The organism is Cryobacterium sp. Sr8 (genome assembly GCF_004403225.1).
Classification (GTDB): Bacteria; Actinomycetota; Actinomycetes; order Actinomycetales; family Microbacteriaceae; genus Cryobacterium; species Cryobacterium psychrotolerans.
Map to the genome: position 1 here is coordinate 1 of NZ_SOHO01000031.1, position 18,126 is coordinate 18,126.

The 18,126-nt window shown below is 70.7% G+C and carries 14 protein-coding genes; 1 reads left to right on the top strand and 13 read right to left on the bottom strand.

Annotated elements, in window-relative coordinates; translation table 11 throughout:
• The 13 genes from E3T54_RS05160 to E3T54_RS05225 form a co-directional block, all read right to left on the bottom strand.
• Nucleotides 1-376 (bottom strand): hypothetical protein (locus E3T54_RS05160; RefSeq protein WP_198414433.1); only part of this gene is annotated, 376 nt, incomplete at its 3' end.
• A gap of 740 nt (nucleotides 377-1,116) precedes the next feature.
• Entirely contained in the window at nucleotides 1,117-2,175 is a 1,059-nt protein-coding gene (locus E3T54_RS05170; RefSeq protein ID WP_166804829.1) for a hypothetical protein, read from the bottom strand.
• A gap of 23 nt (nucleotides 2,176-2,198) precedes the next feature.
• Complete coding sequence (locus E3T54_RS05180; protein WP_134474847.1) at nucleotides 2,199-3,485, bottom strand: hypothetical protein; 1,287 nt, start codon at nucleotides 3,483-3,485, stop codon at nucleotides 2,199-2,201.
• A 10-nt stretch (nucleotides 3,486-3,495) separates the two neighbouring features.
• The gene (locus E3T54_RS05185) at nucleotides 3,496-4,149 is read right to left on the bottom strand and encodes a response regulator transcription factor (protein ID WP_134474848.1); all 654 of its coding nucleotides are present in this window, start codon (nucleotides 4,147-4,149) and stop codon (nucleotides 3,496-3,498) included.
• A gap of 237 nt (nucleotides 4,150-4,386) precedes the next feature.
• Nucleotides 4,387-5,016 (bottom strand): thymidine kinase, encoded by a 630-nt coding sequence (locus E3T54_RS05190; RefSeq protein ID WP_134474849.1) that lies wholly within the window; start codon nucleotides 5,014-5,016, stop codon nucleotides 4,387-4,389.
• Nucleotides 5,016-6,335 (bottom strand): hypothetical protein, encoded by a 1,320-nt coding sequence (locus E3T54_RS16670; RefSeq protein ID WP_166804830.1) that lies wholly within the window; start codon nucleotides 6,333-6,335, stop codon nucleotides 5,016-5,018. Before E3T54_RS16670 ends, E3T54_RS05190 begins: the two co-directional genes overlap by 1 nt.
• The gene (locus E3T54_RS16675; protein WP_166804831.1) at nucleotides 6,332-7,558 is read right to left on the bottom strand and encodes a sensor histidine kinase; all 1,227 of its coding nucleotides are present in this window, start codon (nucleotides 7,556-7,558) and stop codon (nucleotides 6,332-6,334) included. Before E3T54_RS16675 ends, E3T54_RS16670 begins: the two co-directional genes overlap by 4 nt.
• A gap of 193 nt (nucleotides 7,559-7,751) precedes the next feature.
• Entirely contained in the window at nucleotides 7,752-9,230 is a 1,479-nt protein-coding gene (locus E3T54_RS05200) for a malate:quinone oxidoreductase (protein ID WP_255452825.1), read from the bottom strand.
• A 70-nt stretch (nucleotides 9,231-9,300) separates the two neighbouring features.
• On the bottom strand, nucleotides 9,301-11,787 hold the full coding sequence (locus tag E3T54_RS05205; protein ID WP_134474850.1) for a bifunctional diguanylate cyclase/phosphodiesterase: 2,487 nt from the start codon (nucleotides 11,785-11,787) through the stop codon (nucleotides 9,301-9,303).
• Nucleotides 11,788-11,885: 98 nt separating this feature from the next.
• Nucleotides 11,886-13,097, bottom strand: coding sequence for an ABC transporter ATP-binding protein (locus E3T54_RS05210; protein ID WP_134474851.1), 1,212 nt, complete (start codon nucleotides 13,095-13,097; stop codon nucleotides 11,886-11,888).
• Nucleotides 13,094-14,683, bottom strand: a complete 1,590-nt coding sequence (locus E3T54_RS05215; protein ID WP_134474852.1) for an iron ABC transporter permease — start codon at nucleotides 14,681-14,683, stop codon at nucleotides 13,094-13,096. The genes E3T54_RS05210 and E3T54_RS05215 overlap by 4 nt, the downstream gene beginning before the upstream one ends.
• 75 nt (nucleotides 14,684-14,758) lie before the next feature.
• Entirely contained in the window at nucleotides 14,759-15,853 is a 1,095-nt protein-coding gene (locus E3T54_RS05220; RefSeq protein WP_134474853.1) for an extracellular solute-binding protein, read from the bottom strand.
• Between the two features lie 187 nt (nucleotides 15,854-16,040).
• Nucleotides 16,041-17,036: a stage II sporulation protein M gene (locus E3T54_RS05225; RefSeq protein WP_134474854.1), complete on the bottom strand. Its 996-nt coding sequence runs from the start codon at nucleotides 17,034-17,036 to the stop codon at nucleotides 16,041-16,043.
• Between the two features lie 32 nt (nucleotides 17,037-17,068).
• Between E3T54_RS05225 and E3T54_RS05230 the strand changes: the two genes are divergently transcribed.
• The gene (locus E3T54_RS05230) at nucleotides 17,069-17,905 is read left to right on the top strand and encodes an RDD family protein (protein ID WP_198414434.1); all 837 of its coding nucleotides are present in this window, start codon (nucleotides 17,069-17,071) and stop codon (nucleotides 17,903-17,905) included.
• Nucleotides 17,906-18,126: the final 221 nt, after the last annotated feature.

Sequence of the window (18,126 nt, forward strand, 5' to 3'; positions counted from 1 at the left end):
ACGCTGCACGGACCTCCGCACCGCCGATCGCGGAATTGCCGCCCGCCAGGGCCTGAACGCGGAACAGGCCTTCACCGCCGCCCGCCACGCCCGCGACCAGATCGACACCGCCGGGATCGCCGCCCGCGCCGACGCCCTGCGCGCCGCCCAATACCTCCGCGCCTGGCGCAAGCCCAACGGCATGGTCCACGGCGACTTCGACCTCAACCCCGAAAACGGCACCTTCCTTCTCGAAGTCCTCGCCCAGATCACCGGACCCCGCCGCGGCGGCCCCCGCTTCGTCGACAAAGAACGGAAGGCCCGAGCCCAGAAAATCATCGACGACCCCCGCAGCACCAACCAAATCCACGCCGAAACCCTCATCGAACTCATCCACATCGCCGTCAACGCCGACCCCGGCACCGTGTTCTCCGGCTCCCGGCNTCACCCTCGGCACCCAAACAGGGACCGGACCGGCCCAGGCCGAGGACGGGGGCACGTCCACCGGGAACAGGAACGGGACGAGCCAGACCGGGAACGGCAGCACGACCGACCACGGCGCACTCCACGACCACGGCGCGATCGAGGGCCACCCCGACCCGATCCCCCAAACCGACATCGACCGGCACCTCTGCGACGGATTCACCGCCATCGCCTTCGACGACGACCAGGTCGTCGACATCGGCCGGGAAAAACGCCTCTTCACCGAACGCCAAAAACTCGCCCTCGCCGTCCGCGACGGCGGCTGCCTCTGGCCCGGCTGCGACAAACCCCCCTCCTGGACAGAAGCGCATCACATCAACGAATGGCTCGCCAAGGTCGGCCTCACCAACATCGCCGACGGCATCCTGCTCTGCAGACCAGACCATCTCCGCCTCCATAACGAAGGCTGGACGGTCACACGAGAGGCAACCGGAACCTACTGGCTCGTCCCCCCACCCGGGAAAGATCCCGACCAAACCCCGATCCGCCTCGCCAGCAAAGCCGCCCTGCACCTCGGCTCCCCCGTCACCATCCCCGCCATCGAGGCCCTGCCCTCCACCGAGACCTACCCGGCAGCAGGGCACGACACGACGAAGCCCGAACGGACCTAGGCTGCACGACTCGGCGGCCGACCGAACCGTCGACGCCGATGCGTTATCCCTCGCGGATGTCGCCGCCGGGCGTGACCATCAGGATCCGGTGTTCCGTCGCCTCGACGACGATCGTCGCGATGACCGGCCGGTCGGCGGGCAGCACCCGGGCGGTGAGGCGACCCGAGGAAAGCACGCTCAGCTCCCCCGCGACGGCAGCAGCCACGGCGGCCAGCTCGGCGGGCGGCGCGTCGCCGCTGTCGTCGAGCAGGGTCACCTTGACGCCGCGGATCCGTGCCGCCCGGGCCGCCCGGGTCACGGGGCCGAGGAACAAGGCGCGTCCGCGCATGGCGTCGCGCAGGGTCGCTTCGACGAGCAGGCATTCGGCCCGCATCTCGTCGTCGAGTTCGTGCGAGCGGGCAAGAAGGTCCAGGGTGGGGCGCGCGAGCCCGTTCACCCGGGCGAGGTGCGCCTCGCGTTCCTCGATCGCCGCCACGGCGGTCGCGTCGACCACCGCGCGCTCGGTGCGCTCACGATGCAGCACCGTCAGCGCTTCGGTGGACCGCCTGAGCCCCAGGGCGAAAAGCGTTGCGGCCAGCAGCGTGGCCGCGTGTCGAAGCACGAGCCCCACGCCGTCGGCGGCCGTGAGCCCGTACGACATCGCCCACACGATCACAATCCCCACGAGCACCAGGTATCCGAGCCACGACGCCCCCAGACGGCCGCGCACGGAGAACACCACGAGCACGAACGTGACGGCGCCCAGGTGCCAGTGCGCGAAGGGCCCCGGCGCCAACGGCGAAACGTGCATCGAGGTCACGATGACCGCTACCGCGGACAGCGCGAAGATGCTGAATGTGCGAGGCAACGGCACGCGGTTGGGCCGAGACAAACCGAGCCACACGGCAGCCACGGAGACCGACACGAAGCTGATTGCGGTGAGCAGGAGGTTGGACCCGGGATCGCGTGCGGCAAAGGCGAGGAGGGCGTGCACCGCGACGAAGAGCCCGGTGATGAAGAGGGCCAGCCGCCGAGGCAGCCGTGCCATCGGCTCGAGCAGGGCGCCAATCACCGCCATGTGGGCCGCGGGATCCACCGGGGTTACGGGGGATACGGGGGTCACGGGGGTTACGGGGGTCACGGGGGTCACGGGGTCCACGACACCACCACCTCGGTTCCGGCACCCGGCCAGGACCGCACGGCAGCGGACCCTCCGGCGACGCGTGCCATCCGTCCGAGGATGCTCTCGGTGATGCCCAGCCGCTCCGGCGGCACGGCGCTGAGGTCGAAGCCCACCCCGTCGTCGAGCACCTCGACCCGGAGGCCGCCGGACCGGGCCTGCACGATCACCGTGCGCACGACGGAACCGTCGTGCCCGGACCCGGCCGCGGCCTCCGAATTGCGCAGGGCCTCGCCGACGGCACCGAGCACCGCGGAGGCGACGACGGCGGGCACCCGGAGGTCGGCGTCGAGATTCGACCGGATGGTGGCATCCGGGGCCAGCTCGGTAACCAGCCGTTCGAGGCGGCGCTCGAGTTCGACGCCCGATACCGGCCGGTCGGGAATCGGGGCCCGCAGCGCGTCGAGTCGGATCAGGGTGTCGGCGGCGTGTCTCGAGAGCACCCGGGGCGGCACCCGGCCGTGCCCGGCCATCAGCAGCGTCGAGATGACGCCGTCGTGCACGAGCGCGTCGATGGTGAGCCGCTCCCGCGTGCGGGCGACGCGGGCGGCCGCCTCCGCGACATCCGCGTTGGCGATGGCCTCGGCCGCATCGACGCTGGCTGCCCTCCGCCGCGACACGGTGAACAGGCCGACGAACACCGTCAGCGCCAGGACCGCATACAGGCCGTCCTGCACTCCGACGAGAACGGGATTCGGATCGGCCGACGTGACCGCCCGCAGCAACCCACTGGCCAGGCAGACGCCCACCATGTGGATCCACGCCACCCGGTCGGCCGCGATGACCGCCACCGCCATCGTCGGACCCGCCGTGTATGAGATCACCCAGGGGATGTCGGCACCCGCCGGGAGGGACTCGGCCCGGAACAGCAACCAGAACCCGATGATGGCGAAGAAGACGACGCTCTGGCCGATCGCGATGCCGCGCAGCAACCGCAGGGGCGCCCAGAACGAGGAAATACCGACCAGGATCGGAACCCCGAAGAAGACCAGCCAGGCCGCGATCGCCAGCGCCGGCGCCGGGCTCCACCGCTGGGTGAGGAACGAGTCCACCGACAGAGCCCCGAAGGCGAGCGCGGTGACGCCCAGGCCGGCGAAGAGCGTGCGGGCCAAGCGTTCCGACGCGGGCCGGATGCGGGCCCGGGTTACCGGCGGCGCGGGACGCGGGGTACGCGCGAGGCGCGCGGCCACGGCGGGCGCGGCATCCGGGCTGTCCGGCGACGCGGGTCGCGTGGCTTCCGTCTGTACTGTCACGATGCTGCGGTCACGACTGCCCGGGGAGCGGCAGGATGCCGTCTTCCAGGGCACGAATGTAGAGGTCGATCTTCGTGTTGGCGGGCCGACCGACCCGCTCGTACTTCGAACGCACCCGACGGATGTAGTCGATGACGGTCAGCTCGGACAGGCCCGTGTGCGAGGCCACGAGCGGCGCCTTCGCCCCGGCGGCGTAGAGCGAGAGCACCTCGCGTTCGCGCGGGCTCAGCCCCGCATCGGACAGGTCGGGGTCACCGTCGAGGGCCGCGGCCCACTCCGTCGACGCAATCGGCTCCCCCGCCGCGGCGCGGGTGACCGCGTCGAGCAACACGCCGACCGACTCCGACTTGAGCACCACGCCGAGCACGCCGCTGCGGGCGGCGAAGCGCATCAGCTGGGCGTCGTCGCCGCCGGTGAACGCGAGCACCTGCGCGCCCGCCGCACGCAACCGGTCGACATTGCCGGTCACGGTGGAGCCGTCGGACAGGCGCAGGTCGAGGATGACCAGGTCGATGGGCTCGGCGGCGGCCTCCGATGCCAGGAGATCGGCCACGGTCGTGACGGTCGCCACGACCAGGATCTCGGGGAGGGTCGCGAACAAGTTGGCGAATCCGTGGGCGACGATTTCGTGATCGTCGATGAGGGCAACGCGGTATTGCGACATCCGATGTTCCCCCTTGTCTGCAGACTACTACCAGGTCGTGCCCCCACAAGTGACGGCTTTTGCTCTTTTATTGGGCTCTCTAGGCTGAAGGCGGGGAAACCCTGGGGGGGCCGGGGCGCTCGCATCACTCCACCGCTCTTAGGCGGAGGCTCGGCGGTGAGCGCCTCTTCCCATTTAACCGGTTCGCCCTCTTTTTGACCGGATGGCCGGCGCCGGGTTCCGGGTTCCGGGCAGGGTTTAGCGCAGGGTTTCGCGGCGGCGGTTGTTCAGCACGCCGCCGCTCTCTTCGAGGTAGCAGGAGCCGCAGAGCGACTCGTACGTCACCTCGGCCCCGTCGATGGCAACCTGGTCGCCGCTGAACACGAACTCCCCGTCGATCCGGCGGCCGTTGAAGACGGCCTTGCGCCCGCACCGGCAGATGGTCTTCAGCTCTTCCAGGCTGTGCGCGACCTCGAGCAGGCGCCGGCTGCCGGGGAACGCGACGGTCTGGAAGTCGGTGCGGATGCCGTAGGCCAGCACGGGCACGTTCTCGAGGATTGCGATCCGGAGCAGGTCGTCGACCTGCGTTTCGGTGAGGAACTGCGCCTCGTCCACGAGCAGCGAGCTCACGTCGAGGCCCGACTCGGCCAGGGTCTGCGCGCGGTGTTGCTGAAACAGGGCGAAGGCATCCGCGTCGGGGGTGAGCAGAAAGTCCACCCGCCGGGCGACGCCGAGGCGCGACAGGATGCCCATGTCGCCCTTCGTGTCGATCGACGGCTTGGCCAGCAGCACGCGGTGGCCGCGCTCCTCGTAGTTGTAAGCGGCCTGCAGCATCGAGGTGCTCTTGCCGCTGTTCATGGCGCCGTAGCGGAAGTAAAGTTTGGCCATTACTGCGGTTGTCCGATCTCGGCGACGTCCGGGTCGGTGTTGACCCGCTCATCATCGAAGGTAATGGTCACGAGCGGATGGCGCACCTTGACCCGCACCCGCACGAACACCGCCCGCAGCACACCGAGGTAGGGCCGAAGCGCTTTGCGCAGCCGGCGGGTCGGCAGGTCGACGCCGGCCTGCACTGTCACGGTGTCCACGTGCGGGGCCCGGGGACGCGGGTTGTGGAGCTCCTTGTAGCGGGCCGGGATCGCCCGGTAGGGCAGGCGGCCGAGGCCCCGCCGCTCGGATCCGGTGACCTGCACGACCAGGCTGCCGGGGTCGAAGCCGCGCAGCTCGCAGAGGGCGCCGATCAGGGCGGCGGTCGCGGCGCGCTGGTCGGGCCCGAACGCGGTCGCGCGGCGGTCGGCGTCGGAGACCACGAGCAGGGGGGCCAGGCCGCGCTCGGTGAGGGTGGCGCGCTCGCGCTCGACGACGCCGTCGAGCCACGTGCTGTCGACCTGTTCGACGAGGGCGCGGCGCACGTCGGCGGCGAACACCCCGGCCCGCTCGATGTCCCGCGGGCTGATCGCCCCGCGCTCCAGGACGGCGGTGAGGAGGGGGATGACGCCGGCGCGGAGGGCCGCGATCTGCTCGTCGACGACGGACTGGGCCACCTGGCCGCGGGTCTCCGCCGCGCGCACGACGTCCGCGCGGCGGGCATCCGTCTGCCAGGCCAGGATCGAGCGCACGATGCGGCGCGAATAGGCGGCGCCGGCGGCGGCCGGGGCGAGCACCATGGTCATCGCCACGACCGCGTACACGCCGGGCGGCACGATGATGCTCAGATACTGGGCCTGCGCCAGCGCGAGCGCGCCGACGACGACGCTCGCGGCGGCGCCGGACAGGGCGATCTGGCGCCACGGCCGGTACGGGGCGAGGGCGAGCAGGAGCAGCCCGATCCCGAGCTGGCCGAAGTCGTCCTGGAGCCGGGAATTGTGCCCCCATTTGCTGGCCTGCTCGAAAACGGATGCGGAGAGGGCCAGGCCGAGGACGAGCAGGTGCATGCCGGGTTCGAACGGCGCCCGCGCCGGCATGGCGCCGACCACGAGCGCGGCTCCGGCCCCGACCATCGCGAGCAGGGCGAGCGCGGCCAGGGGCTGGCTCTGGATCTGGTCGGCCTGCAGGATCGTGGCGATGATGGCGTTGCCGACCGAGATCGCGGCCATGATCGGGGCGAGCGGCCACGCGGCGAGGGCACCGAGCGGGTCGAGCCGCTGCTGGGTGTCCTTGGACGGGTCGCGGTTCGCGCGCTCCGCCGGGCTCGGAATCAGGTTCACGGGGCGACCTGCTCGTCGGGCGCGGCGGCGGGGGCAGGCGCGGGCACGGTGAGCAGCACCGACGTGCCGGCGCCGGGCCGGGAGAACACCGCGACGGATCCGCCGAGCTGTTCGATCCGGTGACGAACGGCCTGCCGCAGGCCGAGCCGGTCGGGGCCGCTCTCCGACTCCGTGAAGCCGCGGCCGGCATCCTGCACCATCACCGAGACGCTGTCGTCGTCGGCGTCGATGATCACCTCGGCTGCCACGATGCCGGCGTGCTGGATCACGTTGACGAGGCACTGCCGCACGGCCAGGCCGAGCTCCCGGTCGGCGGCGGGGTCGAGGCGGGCGAGCGCGACGCGGTCCCCCGTGACCGCGATCACGAGCCCGCGGTCGCGGCACCGGTCGATCGCCCGGTAGACCTCACTTGCCAGCCAGGCGTCGTCGCCGGTCGGCCGATCGGTGGACTGCGCGTCGACATCCTCCAGCCAGGTGGAATCGTTCAGGGTGCGCAGGGTGTCACGGATGCCGGCGCGCATGCCCGAGCGGAGCGTGCCGGGCTGCGCCCGGGACAGCGCGTCGAGCTGCTCCACGGTGGTGTCGTGCATGCGGGCGATCGCCCGGTGGGAGAAGTCGTTGCGGAGCAGGCGGGCCTGGTCGTCGCGCACGGCCCGGTGGATCGCCGGCTGGGCGGTGCGGCCGGCGCGGAAGGCGAAGCCGTCGAGCAGCATGACGCCGACGAGCACGAGGTAGGTGGACACGGTGAATACGTCGGGCCGGTACGGCACCTGGGTGTGCACCACGGCCAGCAGCACCGCGGCTTCGGCGAGCAGAAAACCCAGTGTGCTCCAGATCACCCCGACGAACGCGCTCGAGCCGGCGCCGCCGACCATGATCATCGCCATCTTCGGCAGCGAGACCAGGAACATGTTCGAGGACGGGAAGACGCCGGGCATGTCGAGCAGGGTGACCGAGTAGAGGTAGACGCCGCCGGTGCCGAGCAGCAGGTAGGCGATGGTGATCGGCACGGTGCGGCGCCGGGCGAGCAGCACCAGCACGCCGCCCATTGCGAGCACGGCGAGCACCGTGAGCCAGAGCCGGGGGGTCTCGTTCGCGAAGCTGAGCATGACGACCGACACGAGAGCGCCGGCGAGACAGACGAGGCCGAACCAGTGCGAGGCCCGCGCGAGGGCACGACTGAGCGTCGACTGCACCAGGTGGCCGGGTAAGCCTAGCGACATTGATTCTCCCTCAGCTGAAGTATCCCAGATTCAGGGGCCGCTTCGGCTCGGGTTTGGCTCGGGTTCGGCGCCGGCCGCGGTTCATAACTCCGCCAGATCGGCGGCGGTCGCCGCAACGACCGCGTGATTCCGCGGGCTCAGGACGCGCTTCCGAGTTTCTGGCGGAGTTATGCGCAGTCGCTCGCCCGGAGGACTACGCCGTGAGGTGCAGGGCGGCGGCGGTCTCGGCGAGGGAGGCCGCTGCTGCCGCCGGGTCATCCGAGAGCTTCGTGCCGTAGCTGGGGATCATCTGGCGCAGCCGCGGTTCCCAGCCGTCGATCTGGTCGGGGAAGCAGCGCTTCAGCAGGTCGACCATGATCGGCGCGGCCGTGGATGCCCCGGGCGAGGCTCCGAGCAGACCGGCGATGCTGCCGTCGGCGGAGGTGATGACCTCGGTGCCGAACTGGAGCACGCCACCCTTGGCGGCATCCTTCTTCATCACCTGCACGCGCTGGCCGGCGGTGATGAGCTCCCAGTCCTCCATCTTGGCGGTGGGCATGAACTCCCGCAGCGCGGCGAGCTTCTTCTTGCGCGAGGCGAGCACCTCGCCGACGAGGTAGCTGACGAGGCTGAAGTTGTGCCAGCCGACGGCGAGCATCGGCACGAGGTTGTGCAGGCGGATGGAGAAGGGGAGGTCGAGCCAGCTGCTCGTCTTGAGGAACTTGGGCGTGAAGCCGGCGTACGGGCCGAACATCAGCGAGGACTCCCCGTCGACGACGCGGGTGTCGAGGTGCGGCACCGACATGGGCGGGGCGCCGACGGCGGCCTTGCCGTAGACCTTCGCCTTGTGCTGGGCGACGACCTTCGGGTTGGTGGTGCGCAGGAACTGCCCGCTGATCGGGAAGCCGCCGAAGCCCCTGGCCTCGGGGATGCCGCTGTTCTGCAGCAGGGCCAGGGCCCCGCCGCCGGCGCCGACGAAGACGAAACGGGCGTTGACGCTGCTCTTGTTGCGGCCGACCAGGCGCAGCAGGTTGAGCCGCCACGTGCCATCCGGGAGCTTCTTCAGCCCGGTGACCTGGCGGTTCACGTGGATGCCGACGCCCTGCCTGGCCAGGTCGTCGAACATGAAGCGGGTCACGGCGCCGAAGTCGACGTCGGTGCCCGACTCGATGCGGGTGGCGGCGATCTTCTGGCCGGCCGGGCGCTTCTTCGTGAGCAGCGGGGTCCAGGTGCCGATGGTCTCGCGGTCTTCGCTGTACTCCATGCCGGCGAACAGGGGCTCGCCCTGCAGCACGGCGAAGCGCTTGCGCAGGTAGGCGACGCTGGCCTTGCCGTGCACGAACGTCATGTGCGGGGTGGAGTTGATGAACTTCTCCGGCGAGGGCAGCGCGCCCGTTTTCACGAGGTGCGCCCACAGTTGCCGGCTGATCTGGAACTGCTCGTTGATGGCCACGGCCTTGTCGGCGGTGACCGTTCCGTCGGGCGCCTCGGGCATGTAATTCAGCTCGCAGAGGGCCGCGTGGCCGGTGCCCGCGTTGTTCCACGGGTTGGAACTTTCCTCGGCCACTTCGCCGAGGCGCTCGTAAACCTGGATGTTCCAGTCGGGCTGCAGCTGCTTGATGAGGGTTCCGAGGGTGGCACTCATGATGCCGCCACCAATGAGGACGACGTCGATGGGGGCCTGTGCATTCACCCGTCCACTCTATCGGCGGTGACAGGATGCCCTGTGCACGGTGACGACGGACCGCGGGGTCTGGGCCGGGTTAGACCGGCGCGGGAACCGCCAGAACGTCGCTGTCGCCAGCCTGGGCGGCGGCATGCGCGGCGGCGGCATCCGGGGCGGCGTCGACCAGCGGCGGCAGGCGGCGGGGCAGGACCGCCCTGGCGCCGAACTCCTCGAGCCGGGCCACCGTGTTCTCGAAGCTCTGCGGGGTGCCGTAGTGGAATCCCTGGGCGCTGCGGATGCCGAGGGCGCCGAGGTGGTCGGCCATCGCCTGGTTCTCCACGCCCTCGACAATCATCGAGTACTCGAGATTGTCGCCGAAACCCTGCAGCGCGGTGAGCACCTCGCGCTGGCGCACGTCGTCGAGGTCGTCGACGAGGCTGCGGTCGATTTTGAGGATGTCCATCGGCATCCGCACGAGGGCGTCGACCGAGGAGTCCTGGGAGCCGTAGTCGTCGAGCGCGATCATCAGGCCGAGGTCGCGCAGACGGTCGGCCTGGGCACGGATGGCCGGGGTGACGCGGGCCATCGACCGCTCGTTGAGCTCGAGGCAGAGCGAGATGCGGGGGTAGCGCTCGGCCAGTTCCTCGACGAAATCGCCGACCCGTTTGGGCACGATCTGGCCGGCCTCGACGTTGATGGTCATGCAGACGATCCGGGGTTCGATCAGGCGGAAATCGTTGGCGGCGGCCATGGCCTTGACCGCGACCTGCTGGGTCAGCTTGTCGAGACGGCCGAGGCCCTTGGCCTTCTCGACCAGCGACGACGGCGAGAGCGGGCCGAGCTCGGGGTGCGTGTAGCGCACGAGCGCTTCGAACGCCCAGATCTGCCCGGTGACGAGGCTGACGATCGGCTGGTACGCGATCTGGAGCAGGTCCTCGTCGATGGCGCGGGCGACGATGTCATTCATCTCCGAGGAACGATGGCCGGAGATGTTGATGCTGCTCTCCTTTGACGGCCCGCCGCGTCGCCGGGACTTCTTGATCGCGAGCATGCTGCGGTCGGCGTCTTTGAGCAGCTCAGTGATGTCTGTCTCGCGGTGCGCGGAGTAGGCCAGGCCGATGCTGACCACGGGGAGAACCGTCACTGTGTCCACGGTCATCGGTTCGCCGGTGGCCGACATGATCCGTTCGGCGATGATGTTCGCCTCGCCCAGCGACTTGAGGTGCGTGAGGATGACCACGAACTCGTCGCCGCCGACGCGGGCGACGACGTCGTGCGGGCGCACCACCTCGCTCAGCCGGTGACCGATTTCCCGCAGGATGCTGTCGCCCACCGCGTGTCCGTACCGGTCGTTCATCCGTTTGAAGTCGTCCAGGTCGATGAAGAGCACCGCGATCGCCTCGGAGTAGTCGCGGTTGTCGTTGATGTTGGCCAGCGCGACCTGGAACGAGCCGTAGTTGGGCAGCCCGGTGAGCGGGTCGGTGTTCGCTCGCACGGTCAGGCCGCCGATATTGTGGCGCGTCTCGTCCACCGCTTCCGCGGTGTACGCGAGGGTCTCGATGGCGCTCCGGTCGTCCGCGCTGAACGCCCCGTCCATGGGGTCGCGCACGGCGACGACGAACTGGCTGAGGCCGGCGACCAGGGAGACGCGAACCCCGAGCTCCCCCGGCTGGGGCGGTTGCGTGCGCACGCTGACCGATTCGACCCCGATCGTGTCTTCGACCGCGCGGCACAGGATCTCGGCGATGTCGTCGGCATCCGCGTCCGAGGTCCCGCCGGAACCGGGAAGCCGCGAGGCGGCCGCAGCAGCGCGGTTGCCCTCGATGAGCCTGGTGCCGCCCGCGATCAGCCCGCGGAGCAGCCGGCGCATGGCCGTGCGGCTGTTGGCTGCCTTGACGCCGACCGCCGTGACCGCGAGGCCGAGCAGCACGACGATGATGGCCTCGGTGGCCGAGTCGATGATCGGCACGTGATTGTCGCTCCAGAACGCCAGGCCGGAGGCCAGCGCCCCGCACCCGACGACGGCGACGATGAAACGCCCGGGAGCCAGCGCCCGCAGGCCGCCGAGGTCGACCTGTGGCCTGGTGAAGCGCCGGCGCAGGGATTCGACGATGACGATGAACACGACGTAGGCGCCTGACCCGATCGCCACGGCCAGCAGCTCGGGAAGCCCCGCCCAGAGCATCCCGGCGGAGACCAGGACGGCGGCAATACAGCCGGCGCCGACGAGCCCGGCGCTGTACAACGCGACCGAAACCCGACGAGACTCCACGAGAAGGGCGAGGGCGACGCCGAGCACGACGAGTCCCATGCCGCCGCCTGCCGGGGGGATGGCCGGGGCCAGGGCGGGCAGGGCGAGGATCGGCAGGCTGACCACCGGCGTGCGGTGCGGGACGGTGCCCACCCTGACCCAGGTGAGCTCGAGCGCCGCGGCGCAGAGCACCCCGAGCAGGCCGATGACCCAGAACTCGGCCGGGCCGATGACGAGCAGCGTGATCGAGCGCACGACCAGCACGACGGCCAGCGACGCGAACACGGCGAACGCAATGAGCTTCACGCCCGATGGTGCCCGTTTCTCTCCCACGATCAGACACTACTGGAGACATCCGCCCCCGCCGGGCGCGCACGCACTTTCGCCCCCGTGTCGAGGCCCCGTGTCGTGCGGGCCGCCGGGTTCAGCCGCTAGGGAAGCGCGGGCGACCCCGGGTAGGCGAGCACCCGCCCGCGCACACGAACGGACACCCGTGCGCCGGCCGGCTGCAGGTCGGCCGCGGTCACGCGCGACCGGATGCGCAGGCCACCGTCCAGAAGCAGGTCGAGCATGGCGTCGTGGCCGGTGTAGCTCACGCCCGTGACGGTGGCGGTGCGGCCGGGTTCGTCGGTCGCCGGGGCGATCTCGACCTCCTCCGGCCGCACGAGCACGGTCACGTCGGCGCCGCCCTGCGCGCCCGCGTCGGCGGGCTGGTCGGCGGGCTGGTCGGCGGGCTGGTGGCCGGGCTGGTGGGCGGACTGCTGCGGCCCCGGCACCCACTCCGCCGGGAGCCGGCCGAGCGCGCAGTGCACGGTGCCGGTGCGAGGCGGCCGGGCGGTGCCGCCGGTGCCCTCCGGAGCGTCGGGGGTCCAGACGCCGGGCAGGAACACGGCCTCGCCCACGAAGCTGGCCACCCACGGGGTCGCCGGCCGCCGGTAGACCTCGTCGGGCCGGCCGAATTGAAGGATCTCCCCGAGGCGCATGACCGCCACGTAGTCGGCGACGGAGAGCGCCTCGGCCTGGTCGTGGGTGACGAGGATGCCGGTCATGCCCTCGACGCGCAGCAGGGCCCGCACCTCGTCGCGAAGGTCGCCGCGCAGAAGCGGGTCGAGCGCCCCGAACGGCTCGTCCAGCAGCACGACGTCGGGCACGCCGGCGAGTGCCCGGGCCAGCGCCACCCGCTGGGCCTGGCCGCCGGAGAGCTGCGCCGGCAGACGGTCGGCCAGTGCGCCGAGGTCGACGAGCGCGAGCAGGTGCCGCACCCGTTCGCTGCGGGCTTGCTTCCGCGCCGCTCCGCGCACCCCGCCGATCGCGGCCTTCTTGCCCGTTCCGAGTCCGAAGGCGACGTTCTCGGCGACGGTGAGGTGCGGGAACAGGGCGGCGTCCTGCGGCACCCAGCCGATGCGCCGCTTTTCCGGGGCGAGGTGGATGCCGTGGGTGGCGACCATCCTCCGGCCGAGCCGGATCTCGCCGGAGCGGGCGCGCACGAGGCCCGCGATCGTGCGCAGCAGCGTGGTCTTGCCGCATCCGCTCGGGCCGACGATCGCGACCAGGGACCCCTCGGGCACGTCGAGCGAGACGCCGCGCAGCACCGGCTCGGCGTCGTAGCCGACGACGACACTCGTGAGGGAGAGGATGGTCATGCCGGTGTTCCGTCCGTTCGGGCCCGGCCTGCCCCGGAGAGCAGGAAGGCGGGCACCGCGGCGACGAGGATCAGCGCGGCGGCGTAGGGGGCTGCGGCGCCGTAGGCGGAGACATCCGTTCTCGCCCACAGCTCGACGGCGAGCGTGTCGGTGCCGGTGGGGCGCAGCAGCAGGGTGGCCGGCAGCTCCTTCATGGCCGTGACCATGACGAGCAGCGCCGCGGCGCCGATGCCGGGGCGGGCCAGCCGCGCGGTGACGAGCCACCAGGTCTGCAGCCGGCCGTAGCCGAGCGTGCGGGCGACGTCCTCGAGCGAGGCGGGCACCTGGCCGATGGAGGTGCGGATGGCGCCGATCGCTTTGGGCATGAACAACACCCCGTAGGCGAAGGCGAGCACCGCGGCGGTCTGGTAGAGCGCGGGCACCACGGAGAGCGAGAAGAACACGAGCGAGAGGCCCACGACGATGCCGGGCAGGCCGAGCGCGAGGTAGCCGGCGGATTCGATCGAGCGAACCAGGCGGCCGCGGTAGCGGGCGGCGAGCGCGCCGATCGGCAGCGCGAGCGCCACCGCGATGACCGCGCCGCCGGCGGACAGCGCGAGGGTGTTGAGGAGGGCCTGGCCAAGGTTGGCGAGGTCGAGCGCCCGGAGCGTCTCGGCCTCGAACAGCCGCACGAACAGCTCGGCGACGGGCACCCCGACGGCGAGCACGGGCACGGCGACCAGCAGCAGCAGGGCCGGGGCGCTCCAGCGGCCGAGGCTCACGATGCGCCGGGTGGCCACCCCGGACACCGCCCCGAACTGCCGCTGCGCACGGCCGCGGGCCGTCTGCTCCCCCAGCACGACGAGCAGGGCCAGCAGCACGAGCAGCGTCGCGAGGATGGCCGCGTAGTTGCGGTTGAAGCTGGCGCCATAGGCCTGCTGGATCGCGGTGGTCAGCACCGGGAAACGGAACAGCGCGACGCCGCCGAAGTCGGCGAGCACGTACAGGCAGACCAGCAGGGCGCCTGCCAGGGTGGCCGGACGCACCTGCGGCCAGGTACCGAGCCAGAACGCCCGCCACGGTCCGCGGCCGAGCGTGCGGGCGACGTCGTCGAGTCCGCTGGTGCCCGCCCGGAGCGCCGCCGTCACCGGCAGGGAGACATACGGCACCGACACCAGGGTGAGCACGAACCACGACGGCCAGAACCCCTGCAGGGTGGGCGCCGCTGCAAGCCAGCCGTACGCCGCAAGGTAGGAGGGCACGGCCAGCGGCAGCGCCGCGAGCACCACCCACAGGCTCCGCCACCGCAGCCGGGCGCGGGCCAGGAGGAACGCCGTGGGCACGCCGAGCAGCACGGTCGAGGCGGTGACCGCCGCCGCGAGGGTGACCGTGTTAAGCAGCAGCCGCGGCACCCGAGGGCGCCCGAGCACCCGGACCACGTCGTCGATGCCGCTGCCGCCGACCCGCACGAGCAGGTAGATCAGCGGGATCGACGCCAGCAGGCAGGCGAGCACCGCGAGCAGCAGCAGAGGCCGGGGCGGGCGCCTGCTGCTGCTCGTGCTGTTCGGTTCGGGCACGGATGTCGGTGGCTCGTTCAGCCCTGACATCACGGGCCCCGATGACGCTGGTGGGACATCCGTCTCCTGGTCGACGCTTCGTGGGGTGGCGGTACGCCCGTTCCCCTACAAGAGACCGTACTGCGCGAGGAGCTCCTGCGTCTTTTCGAGCGAGTCGAGGTCGGCCAGGTCGAAGCCCGTGTTTGCGAGGCTTTCGAGCGTGGGCAGGCCCTTCGGCGCGTCGATGCCGGGCAGCAGCGGGTACTCGAAGGTCTTGTCGACGAAGTACTGCTGCCCCTTCTCCGACACGAGGTACTCGATGAAGGCGAGCGCGTCCGGGTCGCCGGCGGCTTGCTTGAGGATGGCCGCGCCGGACACATTGACGATGCCGCCCGGGTCACCCGCCAGGAACTTGAGCTGCGCGCGCATGTTGTCGGCGCCCACCTCGGCGGCCTTCTCGTACCAGTAGTAGTGGTTGATCAGGGCGAGCTCGAGCTGGCCTGCGTCGACGAGGTCGAGCGTGGCGCCGTTCTTCTCGGTAAGCACGGGGGCGTTCTCGCTGATGCCCTTCACCCAGGATTCGGCGGCCTTCTCGCCCTCGAGCACGCGGTACGCGGTGACGAAGGACTGGAAACTGGCGTTGCCGGGCGGGAAGCCGACCTTGCCCTTCCAGCCGGCGTCGGTGAGCTCGTCGACGGTGTCCGGCACCTCGTCCTCGGTGAACTTCTTGCCGTCGTAGGCGATCACCCGGGCGCGCCCGGTGACGCCGATCCAGCTGGCGTCGGTGGAGGTGTAGTCGGCGGGGATGCTGTCGGCCAGGTCTGCGGGGATCTTCGCGACGAGGTCGTTGTTGGCGAGCGAGCCGAGCGCGCCGGCATCCTGGGAGAGGAAGACCTGGGCGGGCGTCTTGTCGCCCTCCTCGAGCAGGAGCGCGTTCAGCTCGGCGCTCGGTCCGTAGCGGGCCTCGACCTCGATGCCGGTGTCCTCGGTGAACTGCTCGATCAGCGGGGCGATGAGCGCCTCGTCGCGGCCGGCGTAGAGCGTGAGCTTGCCGTCGCTCTCGATGGCTTCGGTGGATGCCTTCGGGTCGGTGCCGGCTGGGCTGCAGCCGGTCAGCGCGAGCGCGGCAACGACGAGGCCGGCGCCGTAGACGAGCCTCCGGCGGGATGCGGCGGGGCGGAGGCGCGGGCGTGCGCGGGCGGAAAGGAGTGGTGCGTGCATAAGAGTGTTTTCTCCGTGCTCGATGGACAGCGTGCTCAGTGGATAGCGTGCTCAATGGACAGAACGACCGCACGTCATCGGGCAGTTAGGTAAGCCTAACCTATGCTTGAGGCGGCGGGCAATCCGCGCTGCGCGGCGGGGGCATCCGCTCTGTGCGGCGGGGGCTTCCGCTCTGCGCGACGGGGGCTCAGCCGGCGTAGATGCGCGAGCTGCCCGCCTCGAACTCGTCGAGGTCGCCGGTCTCGCCGGAGCGGATTGCTCGGCGGCCGGCGACGAGCATGTAGGCCAGGAACGCCGCCAGGGCGAGGGCGCCGATGCCGATCTTGACCGGCCACGGCCAGGGCGCCGGAGTTACGAATCCTTCGATCACGCCGGAGATGAAAAGCACGAAGACCAGGCCGATGGCCACCGTGAAGAGCGCCCGGCCGTCCTGCGCGAGAGCCTGGCCTCGGGTGCGCGTGCCCGGGGCGATCCAGGCCCAGAAGATCCGCAGACCGCCGGCTGCCGCCACGAAGATCGCGGTCAGTTCGAGCATCCCGTGCGGAGCGATATAGAGGAAGAAGACGTCTCCCTTGTCGTAGGCGAACATGACGGCGGCGCTGACGCCGAGATTCTGGGCATTCTGAAGCACGATGTACGGAACGTAGACGCCGAGGATGCCGAAGGCGATGCACTGCGCGGCGATCCAGGCGTTGTTCGTCCAGACCAGGCCGGTGAAGGATGCCGCGGGGTTCTCCGAGTAGTAATCGACGAAGTCCTCGTTCGCCAACTGCCGGAGCTGCGCATCCGAACCGAAATTCGCGAGCACCTGCGGGTTGGAGAAGGCCCAGGCCGCGTAGAGTCCGGCGACGACGAAGGTCACGACGGCCACGCCGAGGGTGATCCAACGCAGGCGGTACAACGCGGCCGGCAGCTGGAGCACGAAGAACCGCGGCAGTTGCGAGAGCACACCGGCACCCGCACCGGTGAACCTCAGCCGGGCCCGCGACAGCGCGACGGACAACCGGTCCCCCTGCACCGTCGACCCGGCGGCCGTCTTGATCGCCGACAACTGGGCCGCGCCGGCCTGGTACCGCTCGATCAGTTCGTCGGATTGCTTGCCGCTGAGCACCCGGCGCCGGGCCAACTCGGCAAGGCGATCCCATTCTTCGCGGTGCGCGGCTGAGTAGGCATCGAGGTCCATCTGCTTCAATAGTATTCATGGCGGAGCCGCGGATGTCGGTAGCCCACGGTGACGATGCCCGGGGCGATCATGAGGTCGTGACGGGGGAGGCCGTCGCCCTCGATGTGCGCCCCGCCAGTGTCATCCTCCGCGGGGCCGGCACGATCATCGACTGCGTCGCCTACCTGGCGATCTTCCTGGTCGTCTTCCTCGGGATCGGCTGGCTGACGGGCGACAGCGACAGCGCACTCGCGCGGGCACTGCTCATCGCCGGGCTGGTCTTCTCGATCCTGATCGTGCCGATGGTCGTGGAGACGGCGACGGCCGGCCGGTCGCTCGGCAAACTGGCGGTCGGCGCGCGGATCGTGCGGGACGACGGCGGGGCCATCCGGCTGCGGCACGCCTTCATCCGCGCCCTCGTCGGCGTGATCGAGATCTACCTGACCATCGGCGGGCTGGCCGTCATGACGGCGCTGCTCAACGGCCGGTCGAAGCGCCTCGGCGACATCCTGGCCGGCACCTACAGCCAGCACGAACGCGTGCCCCGGCTTCCCCCGGCCGCGTTCGGCCTCCCGGTGCAGCTGGCGGCGTGGGCCGAGACGGTGGATGTGGCCCCGCTCCCCGACCGGTTGTCCCGTCGGGTCGCCCAGTTCCTGCTTCAGGCGTCGAAGATGACGCCGGCTACGCGGAGCCGGCTGGCGTCCTCGTTGGCTGCCGAGGCATCCGTGTTCGTCTCGCCGGTGCCGGACGTGCCCGCCGAAGTCTTCCTGGCCGGGGTCGCCGCCGTGCGCCGCGACCGCGAGTATGCGGGCCTGATGCTGCAGCGGGCCCGGCTCGAGCGGCTCAAGCCGGTACTCACCGCCCGCCCGCACCACTTCCCCGAGCGCTGACGCGCCTCGGCAGCCTCGACCGCCGGGTCGTGGAGACGCGTTAACGCAGAAAACGGCCACCCGGGACGAGGTGACCGTTAACGCAATAAAGCCACCCCGAAGGATGGCTTTCCTTAACGCAAAATGGCCACCCTGTGAGGTGGCCATTTTGTTTGTTTCTAAGTTAAGTCCGGCGGTGTCCTACTCTCCCACAGGGTCCCCCCTGCAGTACCATCGGCGCA

Bases quoted from the DNA above. Each gene is read 5' to 3' on its own strand.
- E3T54_RS05185 (WP_134474848.1), bottom strand. From the start codon at position 4,149: ATGTCGCAATACCGCGTTGCCCTCATCGACGATCACGAAATCGTCGCC.
- E3T54_RS05190 (WP_134474849.1), bottom strand. From the start codon at position 5,016: ATGGCCAAACTTTACTTCCGCTACGGCGCCATGAACAGCGGCAAGAGC.
- E3T54_RS16675 (WP_166804831.1), bottom strand. From the start codon at position 7,558: ATGTCGCTAGGCTTACCCGGCCACCTGGTGCAGTCGACGCTCAGTCGT.
- E3T54_RS05210 (WP_134474851.1), bottom strand. From the start codon at position 13,097: ATGACCATCCTCTCCCTCACGAGTGTCGTCGTCGGCTACGACGCCGAG.
- E3T54_RS05215 (WP_134474852.1), bottom strand. From the start codon at position 14,683: ATGTCAGGGCTGAACGAGCCACCGACATCCGTGCCCGAACCGAACAGC.
- E3T54_RS05220 (WP_134474853.1), bottom strand. From the start codon at position 15,853: ATGCACGCACCACTCCTTTCCGCCCGCGCACGCCCGCGCCTCCGCCCC.
- E3T54_RS05225 (WP_134474854.1), bottom strand. From the start codon at position 17,036: ATGGACCTCGATGCCTACTCAGCCGCGCACCGCGAAGAATGGGATCGC.
- E3T54_RS05230 (WP_198414434.1), top strand. From the start codon at position 17,069: ATGTCGGTAGCCCACGGTGACGATGCCCGGGGCGATCATGAGGTCGTG.